This window comes from Nocardia wallacei (assembly GCF_029868745.1).
GTDB lineage: Bacteria > Actinomycetota > Actinomycetes > Mycobacteriales > Mycobacteriaceae > Nocardia > Nocardia wallacei_B.
In genome coordinates this window covers 1-15109 of sequence record NZ_JARWOP010000090.1, presented here as the reverse complement: position 1 = coordinate 15109, position 15109 = coordinate 1, and the positions used below count along the sequence as shown (strand labels likewise).

17 protein-coding genes are annotated in these 15109 nt (G+C 68.5%); 8 read left to right on the top strand and 9 right to left on the bottom strand.

The features are described 5' to 3' along the window. Nucleotides 1-120 precede the first annotated feature (120 nt). Both glyA and QH470_RS06860 read right to left on the bottom strand, forming a co-directional pair. Nucleotides 121-1416 carry a serine hydroxymethyltransferase gene (gene glyA / locus QH470_RS06865; RefSeq protein WP_280271425.1) on the bottom strand — a complete coding sequence of 432 codons (1296 nt, stop codon included), beginning with the start codon at nt 1414-1416 and terminating at the stop codon, nt 121-123. 58 nt (nt 1417-1474) lie between these two features. Next, entirely contained in the window at nt 1475-2674 is a 1200-nt protein-coding gene (locus tag QH470_RS06860; RefSeq protein WP_280271424.1) for a DUF885 domain-containing protein, read from the bottom strand. A 224-nt stretch (nt 2675-2898) separates the two neighbouring features. On the opposite strand from QH470_RS06860, the gene coaA reads away from it, so the two are divergent. Next, entirely contained in the window at nt 2899-3831 is a 933-nt protein-coding gene (gene coaA / locus QH470_RS06855) for a type I pantothenate kinase (RefSeq protein ID WP_280271423.1), read from the top strand. Between the two features lie 6 nt (nt 3832-3837). Here the strand turns inward: coaA and QH470_RS06850 are convergent, their stop codons facing one another. Together QH470_RS06850 and QH470_RS06845 are read right to left on the bottom strand one after the other, a co-directional pair. Continuing rightward, nucleotides 3838-4440 (bottom strand): hypothetical protein, encoded by a 603-nt coding sequence (locus tag QH470_RS06850; protein WP_280271422.1) that lies wholly within the window; start codon nt 4438-4440, stop codon nt 3838-3840. Between the two features lie 118 nt (nt 4441-4558). Then, a complete protein-coding gene (locus QH470_RS06845) occupies nt 4559-5338 on the bottom strand; it encodes an isoprenyl transferase (RefSeq protein WP_280271421.1) in 780 nt (259 codons plus the stop codon). Nucleotides 5339-5590: 252 nt separating this feature from the next. On the opposite strand from QH470_RS06845, the gene trhA reads away from it, so the two are divergent. Both trhA and QH470_RS06835 read left to right on the top strand, forming a co-directional pair. Beyond that, nucleotides 5591-6214, top strand: coding sequence for a PAQR family membrane homeostasis protein TrhA (trhA, locus tag QH470_RS06840; protein WP_280271426.1), 624 nt, complete (start codon nt 5591-5593; stop codon nt 6212-6214). Nucleotides 6215-6334: 120 nt separating this feature from the next. Next, nucleotides 6335-7921, top strand: coding sequence for an adenylate/guanylate cyclase domain-containing protein (locus QH470_RS06835; protein ID WP_280271420.1), 1587 nt, complete (start codon nt 6335-6337; stop codon nt 7919-7921). 30 nt (nt 7922-7951) lie between these two features. Here QH470_RS06835 and QH470_RS06830 read toward each other — a convergent pair whose 3' ends face one another. Beyond that, on the bottom strand, nt 7952-8539 hold the full coding sequence (locus QH470_RS06830; protein ID WP_280271419.1) for an LGFP repeat-containing protein: 588 nt from the start codon (nt 8537-8539) through the stop codon (nt 7952-7954). A 193-nt stretch (nt 8540-8732) separates the two neighbouring features. Beyond that, nucleotides 8733-10787 (bottom strand): thioredoxin domain-containing protein, encoded by a 2055-nt coding sequence (locus QH470_RS06825; protein WP_280271418.1) that lies wholly within the window; start codon nt 10785-10787, stop codon nt 8733-8735. A 67-nt stretch (nt 10788-10854) separates the two neighbouring features. Here QH470_RS06825 and QH470_RS06820 point away from each other — a divergent pair, with 67 nt between their 5' ends. Beyond that, complete coding sequence (locus QH470_RS06820; protein ID WP_280271417.1) at nt 10855-11109, top strand: type II toxin-antitoxin system RelE/ParE family toxin; 255 nt, start codon at nt 10855-10857, stop codon at nt 11107-11109. Continuing rightward, nucleotides 11106-11426, top strand: a complete 321-nt coding sequence (locus QH470_RS06815) for a helix-turn-helix transcriptional regulator (protein ID WP_280271416.1) — start codon at nt 11106-11108, stop codon at nt 11424-11426. The genes QH470_RS06820 and QH470_RS06815 overlap by 4 nt, the downstream gene beginning before the upstream one ends. A gap of 143 nt (nt 11427-11569) precedes the next feature. Here the strand turns inward: QH470_RS06815 and QH470_RS06810 are convergent, their stop codons facing one another. After that, nucleotides 11570-11836, bottom strand: coding sequence for a hypothetical protein (locus QH470_RS06810; RefSeq protein WP_280271415.1), 267 nt, complete (start codon nt 11834-11836; stop codon nt 11570-11572). Between QH470_RS06810 and QH470_RS06805 the strand changes: the two genes are divergently transcribed. After that, the gene (locus QH470_RS06805) at nt 11835-12038 is read left to right on the top strand and encodes a calcium-binding protein (protein WP_280271414.1); all 204 of its coding nucleotides are present in this window, start codon (nt 11835-11837) and stop codon (nt 12036-12038) included. The genes QH470_RS06810 and QH470_RS06805 overlap by 2 nt on opposite strands. Before the next feature lie 258 nt (nt 12039-12296). Here the strand turns inward: QH470_RS06805 and QH470_RS06800 are convergent, their stop codons facing one another. Together QH470_RS06800 and mca are read right to left on the bottom strand one after the other, a co-directional pair. After that, entirely contained in the window at nt 12297-12590 is a 294-nt protein-coding gene (locus tag QH470_RS06800) for a hypothetical protein (RefSeq protein WP_280271413.1), read from the bottom strand. Further along, on the bottom strand, nt 12587-13501 hold the full coding sequence (gene mca / locus QH470_RS06795; protein ID WP_280271412.1) for a mycothiol conjugate amidase Mca: 915 nt from the start codon (nt 13499-13501) through the stop codon (nt 12587-12589). The genes QH470_RS06800 and mca overlap by 4 nt, the downstream gene beginning before the upstream one ends. A gap of 188 nt (nt 13502-13689) precedes the next feature. Between mca and QH470_RS06790 the strand changes: the two genes are divergently transcribed. Next, the gene (locus QH470_RS06790) at nt 13690-14124 is read left to right on the top strand and encodes a DUF4307 domain-containing protein (RefSeq protein WP_280271411.1); all 435 of its coding nucleotides are present in this window, start codon (nt 13690-13692) and stop codon (nt 14122-14124) included. 319 nt (nt 14125-14443) lie between these two features. Then, nucleotides 14444-14941 carry a transcription elongation factor GreA gene (gene greA / locus QH470_RS06785; RefSeq protein WP_280271410.1) on the top strand — a complete coding sequence of 166 codons (498 nt, stop codon included), beginning with the start codon at nt 14444-14446 and terminating at the stop codon, nt 14939-14941. Nucleotides 14942-15109 lie beyond the last annotated feature (168 nt).

Below are 15109 nucleotides of genomic sequence, written 5' to 3'. Positions count from 1 at the left end.
CTCCCGCGGGCCCCAAACCCCCCCCCCCCACACCACATCCCCCCGGGGCCCGTTGCCCCCCGCGCGCCCCCCCCCCCCCACGTCGTGTTCGGAACCCTTGGGGCTCAGCCCATTACGGGCTCAGCCGAGCAGGCGCCAGTCTTCGAGGCCCTCGTAGAGCGGGAACTCCTGAGCCAGTTTGGCCACTCGGGCGCGCAGGGCGTCTTGGTCGGCGTCGCCCTTCAGAGCGGTGGCGATGATGTCGGCGACCTCGGTGAACTCGGTGTCGCCGAAGCCGCGGGTGGCGAGGGCGGCGGTGCCGATGCGCAGGCCCGAGGTGACCATCGGCGGGCGGGGGTCGAACGGAACGGCGTTGCGGTTCACCGTGATTCCGATCTCATGCAGCAGATCCTCGCCCTGCTGGCCGTCGAGCACCGAGTTGCGCAGATCCACCAGCACGAGGTGTACGTCGGTGCCGCCGGTGAGCACCGTGATGCCCTTCGCGGAGACGTCGGCGGCGGCCAGTCGCTCGGCCAGCAACTTCGCGCCCGTCAGCGTGCGCTCCTGGCGCTCCTTGAACTCCGGGGTGCCGGCGATCTTGAAGGCCACGGCCTTGGCGGCGATCGCGTGCATCAGCGGGCCGCCCTGCTGACCCGGGAACACCGCGCTGTTCAACTTCTTGGCGTACTCCTGCTTGGCCAGAATCACGCCCGAGCGCGGGCCGCCGAGGGTCTTGTGCACGGTCGAGGAGACGACGTCGGCGTGCGGCACCGGCGAGGGATGCAGGTCCGCGGCCACCAGACCGGCGAAGTGCGCCATGTCGACCCACAGGTAAGCATCCACCTCGTCGGCGATCTCCCGGAACGCCGCGAAGTCCAGGTGCCGCGGATAGGCCGACCAACCTGCCACGATCACCCGCGGCCGCACCTCGCGCGCCTGCTTGCGCACCTCGTCCATGTCGATGCGGTGATCGTCCTTGCTCACCCCGTAGGCGTGTACCTCGTAGAGCTTGCCGGAGAAGTTCAGCCGCATGCCGTGGGTGAGGTGACCGCCGTGCGCCAGATCCAGACCGAGCAGCCGCTCGCCGGGGTTCATCAGCGACATCAGGACCGCGGCGTTGGCCTGCGCCCCCGAGTGTGGCTGCACGTTGGCGAAGTCCGCGCCGAACAGCGCCTTGACCCGCTCTCGCGCCAGATTCTCGACCACGTCGACGTGCTCGCAGCCGCCGTAGTAGCGCCGGCCCGGATAGCCCTCGGCGTACTTGTTGGTCAGCACGCTGCCCTGCGCCTGCAGCACCGCGCGCGGCACGAAGTTCTCCGAGGCGATCATCTCGAGGGTGTCGCGCTCGCGGGCCAGCTCACCGGCCATCGCGGTGGCCAGCTCGGGATCGAGTTCGGCGAGGGATTGCGTGTTGACAGAGGCGGTCGTCTGGGTCACGAGCACAGTCTATGTGCCGGGTCTCGCGCCCTCGAACGGTGCTCCCGGGACCGGGTGGTCAGGGCATCCCGCGCACCGCGCCCGGCGTGAGCGGTTCGTCGAGCAGGCGGCGGAATCGCTCGGCGCGCTCGTCCGCGTCGGCGGCCCGGTCCAGCCAGCCCCCGAGCAGGCGATAACCCTCGACATAGGTGCTGATGTAGGCCCGCCACAGCGGCGAGGACAGGAAGCGCAGCGACTGCCGCGCCCGCTCCGGCGTGGCCAGGTTCCAGCGCTGCAGGAACTCTGCGACCTCCTCCGCGCCGCGGCCCCGGTCGTGCAGCAGCAGCGCCGCGTCCTGCCGCACGCCCAGCAGTTTCGCCGAGGCGGCCGAAAGTCGTTCCGCGCGTTCGCCGTCGAAGCGCAGCCCGAGGTCGGCGTAGATGTCCTGCGCCCATGTCCCCCAGCCCGGCCCGACGATCGACTTCAGCGCCAGATCCGCGAGGCCCTCGGCCATCAGGCACTGCGGCGTGTTCACCAGGAACAGCGTCTGCTCGTCCTGCCCCGCCGCGACCAGCCCAGCCTCCTTGCGGCAGTGCTCGGTGTGGTGGCCCGGATATGCCTCGTGCGCGATCAGCGCGGGCAGATGCGCCATGTGCTGTTTGAGATCGGAATTGATCGCCACCCGGGAGCGGTAGTTGCCCAGGTAGTAGTTGAAACCCGACCACGGCTTGTCGCCGACCACCTCGTATTCGACGGTCTCGTGGTCGGGCAGCGGATAGCGAGCGCGCACCAGCTCGCGCAGCGCGCCGGAGAACGCGTCCACACAGGCGCGCAGCCGGTCCGGGGGAATTTCGTCGGCCCGGCGATGCGCGGTGACCCGTTCGGCAAGCGGGCCGTCGCCGGGCAGCACCTCGTCCATCTGCCGATGCGCCTCGCGGTAGTCCTCGACATCGCCCGGCGCGATCTCGACATCGAAATACGCGCGCACCTCTTCGACGAACGAGATCCGGTCACCGGCGAACTTGCGGCCGGAGCATTCCAGCGCCCGCAGATGGACGTCGAGGAATTCCGCGCGCTCGGCCGCCAAGCCGGACTCCGGCAGTTCTTTGCGCAAAGCCGCTGCCCGCGTGGCCAACTCGCCCGGCTCGGGCGCGGGTGCGTTCTCCACCGCACGCCGCAGCGCCGGATCGCCGGTGTAGGCATCGACAAAGCCGGGCTCGAGGCGGTCGAATGCCAGCCCCAGCCGCAGGTATTCGGTCACGAGCGGATGCGCCTGCATGACCATCGACCTTAACGCCTGTTCATCGCCGCGTACACGGTGCCGGAGAGAGAATCGTCACGCCTTGTTACCCGCGAGTAGTAACACCCCGCGTACGGCGGTCCGTTGACCCAGAGGACAATTCGCCTATGCGAGGACAGTGGACCGGTTCTCACCGCGCCGGGGACGGCACCCGTGAGAACTCATCCGAAGTGCCGTGTTTACCGAGTCGAGGGCGTGGGTAAGTGGCGCGGATGAGCGAGCCGAGTCCGTATGTGGAATTCGACCGAAAACAGTGGCGCACGCTGCGGAAATCGACTCCTCTGGTACTCACCGAGGAAGAGTTGGTCGGGCTGCGCGGACTCGGTGAGCAGATCGACCTCGAGGAAGTCGCGGAGGTCTATCTGCCCCTCGCCCGGCTGATCCACCTGCAAGTGGCCGCGCGGCAGCGGTTGTTCGCCGCGACCGCCACCTTCCTCGGCGAAACCCATCCCGACCACCAGGTACCGTTCGTGATCGGCATCGCGGGCAGCGTCGCCGTCGGCAAATCCACCACCGCCCGTGTGCTGCAGGCGCTGCTCGCCCGCTGGGAACATCACCCCCGCGTCGACCTCGTCACCACCGACGGATTCCTCTATCCCACCGCCGAACTCACCCGGCGCGGCATCATGCATCGCAAGGGTTTCCCGGAAAGCTACGACCGCCGCAAATTATTGCGATTCGTCACCGAGGTGAAATCCGGTGCGGCCGAGGTGTGCGCGCCGATGTACTCGCACATTCTCTACGACATCGTGCCGGGCGATTTCCATTGTGTGCGGCAACCGGACATTCTCATCATGGAGGGTCTCAACGTCCTGCAGACCGGGCCGCGGTTGATGGTGTCGGATCTGTTCGATTTCTCGATCTATGTCGACGCGCGCATCGAAGACATCGAAACCTGGTATGTGAATCGTTTTCTGTCGCTGCGCAAGACGGCGTTCGCGAATCCGAAATCTCACTTCCACCACTACGCCAAGTTCTCCGACAAGGAGGCCACGATCGCGGCCCAGGAGATCTGGAACGCCACCAACCGGCCCAATCTGGTGGAGAACATCCTGCCCACTCGCCCGCGCGCGACCCTGGTGCTGCGCAAGGATTCCGATCACACCATCAACCGGATCCGGTTGCGCAAACTGTAGCGCCGGTCAGACCTGCCAGGCCGCGTCCAGCCGGGCCGCCACATCGATATCGCGCACCGCGGCGATATGCGGTTTGCGAATTTCCTTGGCGATATAGCGCGCCACGAAGCGACGGATCTCGTGATCGACACTGGCCAGAATGCGCAGCAACTGGCCGCGCCGGGTCGCGGTGGCGACATTGATGCGCACATCGCCCGGCCGCGGCTCGGCGATGTCGATGAGCACCCGCAGCGGTTCGGCCGTCCGCACGGTCAGGTGGACGTGCACATAGCCCTCGACCTGGAAGCGATGCCGGTCCAGGGCCAGATCGAGCAGCAGATCGACGCTGAGCGGGATGGCCAGATCGAACTCGATGTAACTCCCGACGTCGCGTTTCAGCGTCGGTTCGCCCAGTTGGACCTGCGCCGACACCTTGGCCAGCCGTCCCGGGCCGACCCCGATGGGGCCGAAATCGAAAGCGGCGCCGGTCAATTGGCCGAATGCGCCGGTGATGCGCTGCTCCGACGCGGCATACAGCAGGAATCGCCGCCCGAATTCCTCGTAGCTGAGGTAGGTCGGCGGCGCGCCGGCCGCGACCGTGCTGCGCTGCCCGGTCCCGTTGTCGCTCATGTTCGCACGGTACGCGAGCCGCACGCCCTGGTGAGCCCGTGATCACGCAATGCAACAGAGCTGTGCTCGATCGCGTGTCCGCGGCAGTGCGGGGTTGCGGCCTCGTGACCGGGGCCGCTCAGGTCCCGTAGCGCCGATGCCTTGCGGCGTAATCGCGCAACGCACGAAGAAAATCCACCCGCCGGAACTCCGGCCAGTACGCCTCGGTGAACCAGATCTCCGAATAGGCGCTCTGCCACAGCAGGAAGCCCGACAGCCGCTGCTCGCCGGAGGTGCGAATGACCAGATCCGGGTCCGGCTGTCCGGAGGTGTAGAGGTGCTGGCCGATCGCGTTGACGGTGATCGACTGCACCAGATCCTCGCCGGTCTCCCCCGCCGACATCTCCTGGCGCACCAGCGAGCGCACCGCGTCGGCGATCTCCTGCCGGCCGCCGTAGCCGATCGCGACGTTGACGTGCACGCCGTTGCGGCCGTGCGTCTCCGCGGCCGCCTTCTCCATGCGCCGCGCGATATCGGCCGGCAGCCCGTCCAGCGAGCCGACGATGCGTACGCTCCAGTTCCGTTCCGGCGCCGACAGTTCCTCCACGACGTCCGGGATCACCTCGAACAGCGTCTCCAGTTCGTCCTGGCCGCGGCTGAGGTTCTCGGTCGACAGCAGGTAGACCGTCACCATCTCGATGCCCTCGGCCTCACACCAGCCGACCAGTTCCGCGATTCGCAGTGCCCCGACCCGATGCCCGTGGCTGACGTCGGTGAAACCGTTCTCCCGCGCCCAGCGCCGATTTCCGTCACAGACGACCGCTACATGACGCGGATGTTGTTTGCCCGCCAGCTGTTTCGACAGCCGCGCCTCGTAGATGCGATATGGCAGGCCACGCACCCGACTAGCAAGTTCCACGAACAGCCACCCTACGCCGCCGTGTCACGTCACCGCCTTTTCGGCCTGACAAGCCTCGGCGCGCGCAGGCGCCGCACACCTGCGCGGCGCGACGCGCTGAAGCACGCGTTCGCGCCCGGTACAGTGGCAACAGAGCCAACCTACGGGACCGTAGGTTACTGAGGAGGTCATTGCGTGGCGGAGACGGTACAACGAGCGAATCCCGTGCTCGGAGCCCTGGAGGAGCTGCGGAATGTGCCGCTCAAGCCGCGCATGCGCGGGTGGATCCACACCTACGCGGTCGGCATCGCGGCCGTGGCGGTGATCGCCCTGACCGGCACCGCCGCGACGGTGTCGGCGAAGGCCGGGTGGTCGACGCTGGTATACGGGCTGACGGTGTGCGGGGTGTTCGGCGTCAGCGCCGTCTATCACCGCGTGAACTGGCGCACCGAGCGGTCGCGCATCCACATGAAGCGCGCCGATCATTCGATGATCTTCCTGTTCATCGCCGGCAGCTACACGCCCTTTGCGCTGCTAGGACTGCCGACGCGGACCGGAGTCACGCTGCTGGCGGTCGTCTGGGCGGGCGCGCTGGCCGGGGTCGCGCTGAAATTGCTGTGGCCGACCGCGCCGCGCTGGGTCGGAGTGCCGCTGTACTTGCTGCTGGGCTGGGCGGTGGTGCCGGTGGCGGCGACGCTGACCCACAATGTCGGCGTCGCGCCGATGGTGTTGCTGCTCGTCGGCGGGCTCGCCTACAGCGGCGGCGCCGTGCTGTACGCCACTCAGTGGCCCAATCCCTGGCCGGAGACCTTCGGGCATCACGAGTTCTTCCATGCGGCAACGGTTCTCGCGGCGCTGTGCCACTACGCGGCGGTCTGGCTGGTCCTGCTGAACTGACCGGTGGAGTGACGCGTCCGACAAGATCGGCCGGAACCCGCCGCAGGTCACCGTCCGGGTTCTATGCTCCTCCTTCGTGTTCCCCGAACCGATTCGCACGTCCGCGGCCGATCCCTCGCCATGATCAATCGGCTGATTCTGCTCGCGCTGCGAGCGCCCTGGGGGCTGTCGTTCGTGGTGATGGCCTGCAATCTCGGCGGTCTGGGCGTCATCCTCACCGAACTGTCGCTCAGCGGATTCCTCGGGCGGCTCGGGCCGGACTGGATGACCGCGCTGGCCCAGGCGTCGATCTATCCGGCGATCGGCGCGGTGGCCGGGATCATCCTCGCGGTGCGCGATCGGTTCTATTACTTCGGCTGGCTGGATCAGGGGCGCAAGCCGGGTGCGGCGGAGGCGCGGCGGCTGCTGAACCTGCCGATGGCGATCACGCTGCGCGCCCTCGCCATCTGGTTGCCCGGCGTGATCATCGCCACGGTGATCTTCGCGCAGGTGATTCCGTCGCGGGCGATCGCCGTGGTCGGAGCGATGTTCACGCTCGGCGCGTTCGAATCGGCCGGGTTCACCTTCCTCGTCGTCGATCGGTTGATCCGGCCCACGATCCCGATCGTCTCCTCGGTGCTCGGCGGGACGATGCACTGGAGTTCCACGGTGCTCAACCGGGTCGTCGTGTCGTGGGCGGTGGCCGGCGCCATGCCGTTGCTGATGTTGATCACCGTGCTGGCCGACCCGGTGGCGACCGCCGAGGACCGGATTCGCACCGCCGTGTACATGTCCGTCGTCGGGCTCGCTGTGGGCGCGCTGTCGACGGCGACCCTGGCGCGCGCCGTCGCGGCGCCGGTGCGCGCGCTGCGCCGGGCGCTGGATCGCATCGCGCGCGGCGAGCTGGATGTCCGGGTTCCGGTCGGCAGCGCCAGCGAGATCGGGCGGCTGGAGCATTCGGTGAACGAGCTGGCCGCCAATCTGACCGAGCGCGAACGGATGCGGGCCGTGTTCGGCCGGCACGTCGGCACCGAGGTCGCCGAGCGCGCGCTCGCCGGTGGGCTCGACCTCACCGGCGACATACGGCCGGTGACCGCGCTGTTCGTCGATGTCGTCGGCTCGGTGGCGCTGTCCACGGGGATCGAACCCAGCGAGTTCGTCGCCAAGCTGAACCGGCTGCTGACGATCGTGGTGTCGGCCACCGAGAACAACGGCGGGCTGGTCAACAAGTTCGAGGGCGATGCGGCGCTGTGCATCTTCGGCGCGCCGATCGCGTTGCGCGACAATGCCACTCCGGCGCTGCGCGCGGCGCGCCGGATTCGCGACGAGGTGGCCGCGGCGGGCGAACTGGATATCGGCATCGGGGTGGCGCGGGGCATGGTCTTCGCCGGCGATGTCGGCACGGACACCCGGCTGGAGTACACCGTGATCGGCGACGCGGTCAACGAGGCGTCCCGACTCACCACCGAGGCCAAGCACGTCGACCGCCGAATCCTGGTGTCCCAGGCGGTAATCGACGCCGCCACCGCCGACGAACGAGCCCTCTGGACCCACTACGAGACGATCCAGCTCCGCGGGCGGGTGGAGCCGACCTCCTGCTGGACGGACATACAGGTCAGCCCCGGCGACGACGGTGCATCCGGCAGCAACGGCACCGGCGAGGACGACATCGAGGATCTGAAACCACTCGGCACCCAGGTCGGCGAAGCGGAAGCGGCACCGGGGTAGTGGTCACGCCCTCGACATCGGCTCGCGCGATCAGGGCTTCCAGGTGATGCGGCCGCCTTGGAAGTCCTGGGCCTTGCCGCCCTGGTAGTCGTATTCGTCGCTGGTCGGGTAGCCGTAGCGGCCCTTCTCGGCGACCTCGGTGGACCAGGTGTCGCGGATGGCGCCCCATACCGCGTGCGCGCCGGTCTTGGACGACCAGTAGACCGAGCCGCCGTTGAACAGGTTGTAGCGACCCTGGCCGTCCTTGCCGGCCTTCTGCTCGTCGGTCACCGGGTAGCCCAGTGCGCCGTTCTCCCAGCCGAGGGCGCCCCACTTGTCCCGGATGAGGCCGCCGACGGCGTGCGCGTCGGTGCCGACCGACCAGTAGATCGAGTTGTTGCGCTCGAATGCCTGGAACTTGCCGCCCCCGCCCGCGTCGGATTCGGGCGAGACCGGGTTGCCGAAGGTGGCGAACCCGCCCGCCCGGTCGTACTCGGCCTCGATCGCCCCGCCGACCTCGAAGGGGCCGATCGGCCTGGCCTGCGCGGCGCCGACGGGCACCGTCAGTGCCAGCGCCGCGGCGGCGACGGCGAAACCGGACGAACGAACGATACGAATTCCTCGACGTGGCAGTCTCACGCGATCTCCCTCGGGCCTGGGTAGTGCTTGCCTGACAGTTGCTGCCGACTCGGACATCCTGCACGGGGCAGTCCCGGTCGGCAAGCGCCGCGCCACGGACACACCCTCTGTATGCATATCCGCTATGACCGGCGTTCCGGAAGGTCAGCGGCGACCCCGGACGCTATCGAGATCGGTCGAGAGGCGTCGATCGTTACCGGTCCGAGACCAAAGCGGCCTCGAGTTCGGCCGGATCGCCGACCGGAAGATCGCAGACCGACCCGCGGCAGACATAGGCGGCCGGCCGATCGGCAACCGGCTGGCGATCGGCCAGCAACGGCACCGAGTTCGGCGCGCCCGCCACCACCGCGGCCCCGCCGGGCGCGACGCGGCGCGCCGCCACGGTCAGCTCGGCGGTCTCCGGATCGATGCCGTGCGGCAGCGCGATCGCCACCTGGATCGGGCCCCGCACCGCCGCCTCCGCGACCGCCAGCCAGTGCCCGCCCGAGCGCGGGGCCCGCGCCAGCACGATCGCGCCGCGCTGCACGGTCTGTTCGGCCAGTTCGCGATAGTGGGCGGAGCGGGTGGAGTCGGCGAGGACCGACGCGGTCAGCAGCGCCTCGGCGAAGGACGACGCTCCCGCGGGTGTGGCGCCGTCGAGTGGGTCGCGGGGACGGCTCACCAGTGTCTCGGCGTCGTCGGCAGTGTCGTACCAGTTGCCGGGTGTGTCGGGATCGGCGAAATGCGCTGCGGCCGTGTCGATCAGACGGCGCGCGTGCTCGAGCCAGTCGGGATCGGCGGTGGCCTGGTGCACCGCCAGCAGACCGGTGGCGAGCCAGGCGTAGTCCTCCAGCACACCGGCGGCCGTACCCGCCGCACCGCCCAGCGACGCGCGCACCAGGCGACCGTCGATCACGTGCTCCGACAACAGGAATCGGGCGCAACGCACGGCCGCCTCGACCCAGTCCGGGCGGGCGAGGGCCGCACCGGCCTCGGCCAGCGCGACGATGGCCATGCCGTTCCAGGCGGTCACCACCTTGTCGTCGCGCTCGGGCTGCGGGCGTCTGTCGCGCGCCTCCCGCAATCGTGCCCGGACGCGGTCGAAGCGCTCGGCGTCCTCCGGATCGGCGTACCTGGTCGGCACCGAGGCGCCGTGCTCGAAGTTGCCCTCCGCGGTGACGCCGAAAACCTCTGCGGCCCACGCGCCGTCGTCCGCACCGAGCACCTCGGTCAGTTGCGCCGGGGTCCAGACGTAGGTGGCGCCCTCGACGCCGGGGCCGCCGGGCTCCACATGCGTGTCGGCGTCCAGCGCGGAGGCGAAGCCACCTTCCGCGGTCCCCAGATCATCGATCAGGAACTGCGCGGTCTCCGTCGCGACTCGCAGCGAAAGCGACTGTCCCGCAGCATCGTTCGCCGGACGCCGGGCCAGATGCGCGTAGACCCGCAGCAATTGCGCGTTGTCGTAGAGCATCTTCTCGAAATGCGGTACGACCCAGGCGGCGTCGACCGAATAGCGCGCGAATCCCCCGCGTAGCTGGTCGTAGATGCCGCCGCGCGCCATCGCGGCCGCCGTCCGCGAAACCGCCTGCAGCGCTTGCTCGCCGCCGGTGCGCTCGTAATGCCGCAGCAGTCCCTCCAGCAACGCCGACGGCGGAAACTTCGGGGCCCCACCGAATCCGGCATAACGCGGATCGACATCGCCCAGCACGGTCGCGACCGCATGCCGCAACAGGTCCGGCCCGACCGCCAGCTCACTACCGGGCAGCCCATCCCCCTGCTCCCGCAAAGCCTGCGCCACCTGCGCGGCCGCCTGATCCACCTCGTCGCGCCGGTTGCGCCAGGTCTCGGTCACCGCCGCGAGCAGCTGCGTGAACGACGGCATCCCCCCACGCGGCGTCTTCGGGTAGTAGGTCCCGCAGTAGAACGGCTCCCCCTCCGGCGTCAGGAAGCAGGTCATCGGCCACCCACCCTGCCCCGTCATAGCCACCGTCGCCGTCATATAGACAGCATCGAGGTCAGGCCGCTCCTCCCGATCCACCTTCACACACACGAAGTTCTCGTTCATCACCGCCGCAGTCGCCTCGTCCTCGAACGACTCGTGCGCCATCACATGACACCAGTGACACGACGCATACCCGACGGACAACAGCACCGGCACATCTCGCTCTGCCGCCTCGGCCAGCGCCTCCGGCCCCCACTCCTGCCAATGCACCGGGTTGTCGGCATGCTGACGCAGGTACGGCGAGGTCGCACTACCCAATCGGTTCACGCCTCCAGCGTCCCATACCAGGACGGCGCTGCAGACGTTGAGATATAGCAAATGCTATAGTTCAACGGTGGATTGGGACATCTACCAGACTGACGAGGTCGTGGATACCGGATCCAGGCTTGCCAACCTGAAAGAGTTGCGGCCGCGACAGACGATGATCCGAATCTTGTTCGTGTTCGATCCGTGGCGGTCGGCCATCCTCCTGGTCGGCGGGGACAAAACAGGCCAGTGGAACGCCTGGTATGAGCAAGCCATCCCCCATGCGGAATCGCTCTACGAGATCTACTTGAAAGAACGAGCCGAGGAGGAAACGGGGAAATGAGCAGCTTCAGCAAGTGGGACAGGGCCGCTTATCGCAAGCGGGTCGGCGAGGATGAGGCCGCGCGTCGGCGCGGCGCGATCATGGCCGAACAGTGGGGGCAGCAGCTTGCCGAGGAACGGAAACGGCTGAACTTCACCCAAGCAGGCCTGGCGGAGATCATGGGGGTCAGTCCCGGTCGGGTCTCGCAGATCGAACGCGGTGAGGTTGCGACCGTGGATGCCATCGCCGCCTATGTCTCGGCGCTCGGCGGCAAGCTCGAACTCCTCGCCGATATCGGCGGTCACCTGCTGCGGCTGCCCACCAATCCAGCCGCCTGACAACAGAACCGGGGCCGCGTGGATGGTCGGAGGGCGATTATTCGAACTATGAACGCCGCGAAATCCACACACCACATTGTCGGTGTGTCCGCACCCGTCGCCGCAGGGCCGAGTTCGAACCGCCCGCGCCGGAAAGGTGCCGTCTACCTCGCCCTCGCCGTCACGACGGCCTGGCTGAGTACCGGGTGCGGCCCCGCTGCCGATCCAGCCGCAGGGCCGAGTACCACCGCGGCGACATCCGCACCGAGCACGTCGGCTACTTCGAGCGCGGCGACCACCACGCCGGCGACCACCACTCCAGCAACGACCACTCCGGTGACGACCACTCCACTCGCCGCACCACCGCCGCCACAGCCGCCGCCCACCGAAGCGACTCGCGCCGTCACACTGATGCCGGCTGTCGTCTGCATGAACCTGCAAGACGCCCAGAACACGGTCCAGAAGGCCGGAGTCTTCTTCTCCCGCTCCCTGGACGCCACCGGAGCCGGCCGCAGGCAGGTCCTCGACCGCAATTGGCTGGTCGTCGCTCAAACCCCCTCCCCCGGAACGCCTTTCACCGAGGGCGAGGCAGTGCTGTCGGTCGTGAAGTACGGAGAACCGAACTCCTGCTGATCGCGGCCGACATCGAAGATTCCATGGGAATACGAGCTGTGCTGAAACCGCAACGCAGTCATGTCTCCCACGGGGTATTTCGCAGGTATGACTACTACGACCTCGCTGGGCGCCTCGCCCGCACGCCGCCGTCCCTGGTTCGCCGATCTGGAAGATGCCGAGCGCCGGGGTGCGCACGGGAGTGCGGGGATCGGGTACTTCGATTGTGATTGCGATCTGTGTCGGCGGCGGCACCATGATCCGCCGTTCTGAAAGAAGCTAGGTGCCCTTGTGCTGGTCCGGCTTCGCGGAGCTGTCGGAGACCGGCTCGGGCTCGGCGGAATCCTGTTGTACCGCACCGGGGTCGGTGCCCTCGTCGGCTTCCTGGTCCGGCTCGGGATGCTCGGGGGAGAACTCGGCGGGCAGGCGTTTGATGTGCTTGTTCATCGAGCGGACCAGCAGGACCGTGCCGACCAGCAGCACCAGCACGATGACCAGGCCCAGCGGGGAGGCCTTGCCGAATTCGGGGCCGGTGGGGTTGGTGGCCGGTTGGGCGAGCAGGGTGACGATCATCGGGTGGTGTCCTCGAGCGCGGTGCGCGCGTCCTCGTCCTCGCGGATGCCGGCGAACAGGTCCGTTTCGGGGATCTCGGTGCTCACCCGGGTGCGGGCCAGCTCGAACTCCTCGGTGGGCCACAGCCGCTGCTGCATCTCCATCGGGATGGCGAAGAACGCCCCGTTCGGGTCGATCTGGGTGGCATGGGCGCGCAGGGCGTCGTCACGCTGCGGGAAGTACTTGCCGCACTCGATCTGGGTGGTCACCCGGCCCATGATGTCGCCGCGCTCGGCGGCCATCGCGCGGAACCGGTCCAGCCACTCCTGCATCGGGAACGGCTCACCGATCCGCTCGAACTCGTCGGCGAACACTTCCATCCGCTGAATGCTGAAACCGTGGTCGTAGTACAACTTCAGCGGTGTCCACGGCTCGCCGGCGTCGGGGAACCGCTCCGGGTCGCCCGCGGCCTCGAAGGCCGCCACCGACACCTTGTGGCACATGATGTGATCGGGATGCGGATAGCCACCGTTCTCGTCGTAGGTGGTCATCACGTGCGGCCTGAACTCGCGCACCACCCGGACCAGCGCCTCGGTGGCCTCCTCGAGCGGCACCAGCGCGAACGATCCCTCGGGCAGCGGCGGCAGCGGATCGCCCTCGGGCAGGCCGGAATCCACGAAACCCAGCCAGTGCTGCCGCACGCCGAGCGCCCTGGCCGCCTCGGCCATCTCCTCGCGCCGCACCTCGTTGATGCGATCGAGGATGCCGGGCACATCCATCGCCGGGTTCAGGATCGAGCCGCGCTCGCCGCCGGTCAGGGTGACGACCAGGACGTCGTTGCCCTCCGCGGCGTACTTCGCGGTCGTCGCGGCGCCCTTGCTGGACTCGTCGTCGGGGTGGGCGTGCACCGCCATGAGGCGAAGGCCACTCACGTCTCGTTCACCTCGTTGCTCAACGTCTACACCTCATTGCTTTCCGCCGCGGGTGTCGAACCTGTGGCGCCGGCGGGACCCGCGCCGATCTCCACCCCTTATAGTTCCATCCGACCGTCATTTGTTCCGAGTTACCCCCCTGCGGCGCAGGACCGCGCGCCGCCGCTCGACCACAGGAGCGACAGATCATGAGCGAGGCAGCGCCGGGAGCCGAGCGGGTCGCGGACCGCTACGGTACCGGGCCGCGCCGCCGTCGGCGCTGGCTCCCCTACCTTCTCGGCGCGGTGGTGGTGCTGGCCGGACTGATCGTCGCCTACGCCGGATACCGGCAGTTCGGTCCCGAGGACATCGAACCCGACCAGCTGGGCTACACCATCGCGAACGACTCGACCCTGGACATCCACATCAAGGTCACCCGCGAACATCCGGACCGCCCGGTCGTCTGCTTCGTCCGCGCGATGGATTCCGACCAGGCCGAAGTGGGCCGCCGCGAGGTGCTGATTCCGCCCTCGACCAGCGGAACGGTCGAACTGACCGCTACCATCCGCACCACCGGCCGCCCCGCCGCGGGGGACATCTACGGGTGCAGTGACAAGGTTCCGGCCTACCTGCGCGCCGGGTGACGGCGGCCACGGACCCCACATGTCCCGATCCGGGCGAAACACCATACGATCAAGGCTCCGACCTGCGAATTTGTAGATCGTGCTAAAATGGCCCAACACACGGTTCCGAAGCTCGGAGCCGTGTTTGCTGCATTGGCGGCCAGCGCTGTCGGTTCCGGGGCACCCAGGTGTCGTGCGGACCAGGGCCTGTCGGGGTCGGTGACATCCCCCAGGGATCGCTCTAGCCGTCCACTGCCGCTGTGCGCGTTTCCGGATGGGTACGGCGGCGGGTATCAGGGAATCCCGGTTCGCCGGGAACAACTACTAGGGAGTGATCGAGATGACTGAGACGAACGTGACCTGGCTGACACCGGAGTCGCACGAAAGGCTCAAGGGCGAACTCGACGCGCTCATTGCCAACCGTCCGGTCATCGCGGCCGAGATCAACGAACGCCGCGAAGAAGGCGACCTCAAGGAGAACGGCGGCTATCACGCGGCGCGTGAGGAGCAGGGCCAGCAGGAGGCGCGCATCCGTCAGCTGCAGGAACTGCTGAACAACGCCAAGGTGGGCGTCGCCCCGACCAAGTCGGGAATCGCGCTGCCGGGGTCGGTCGTCAAGGTCTACTACGACGGCGACGAGGCCGATACCGAGACGTTCCTGATCGCGACACGCGAAGAGGGCCTGGTGGGCGGCTCCGACCTGGAGACGTACTCCCCGGCGTCCCCGCTGGGCGGTGCGCTCATCGACGCAAAGGTCGGCGAGACCCGCCAGTACACGCTGCCCAACGGCAACACCATGAAGGTGACGCTGGTCAGCGCGGAGCCCTACCACAGCTGACGGGTCGTGCCTCGGCGGTGGATCGCAGCACCGCCGTCCGAGGCGTCACCGGACGCGGGGGGGGGGGGGGGGGGGGGGGGGGGGGGGGGGGGGGGGGGGGGGGGGGGGGGGGGGGGGGGGGGGGGGGGGGGGGGGGGGGGGGGGGGGGGGCGGGCGGCGGGGCGGGCG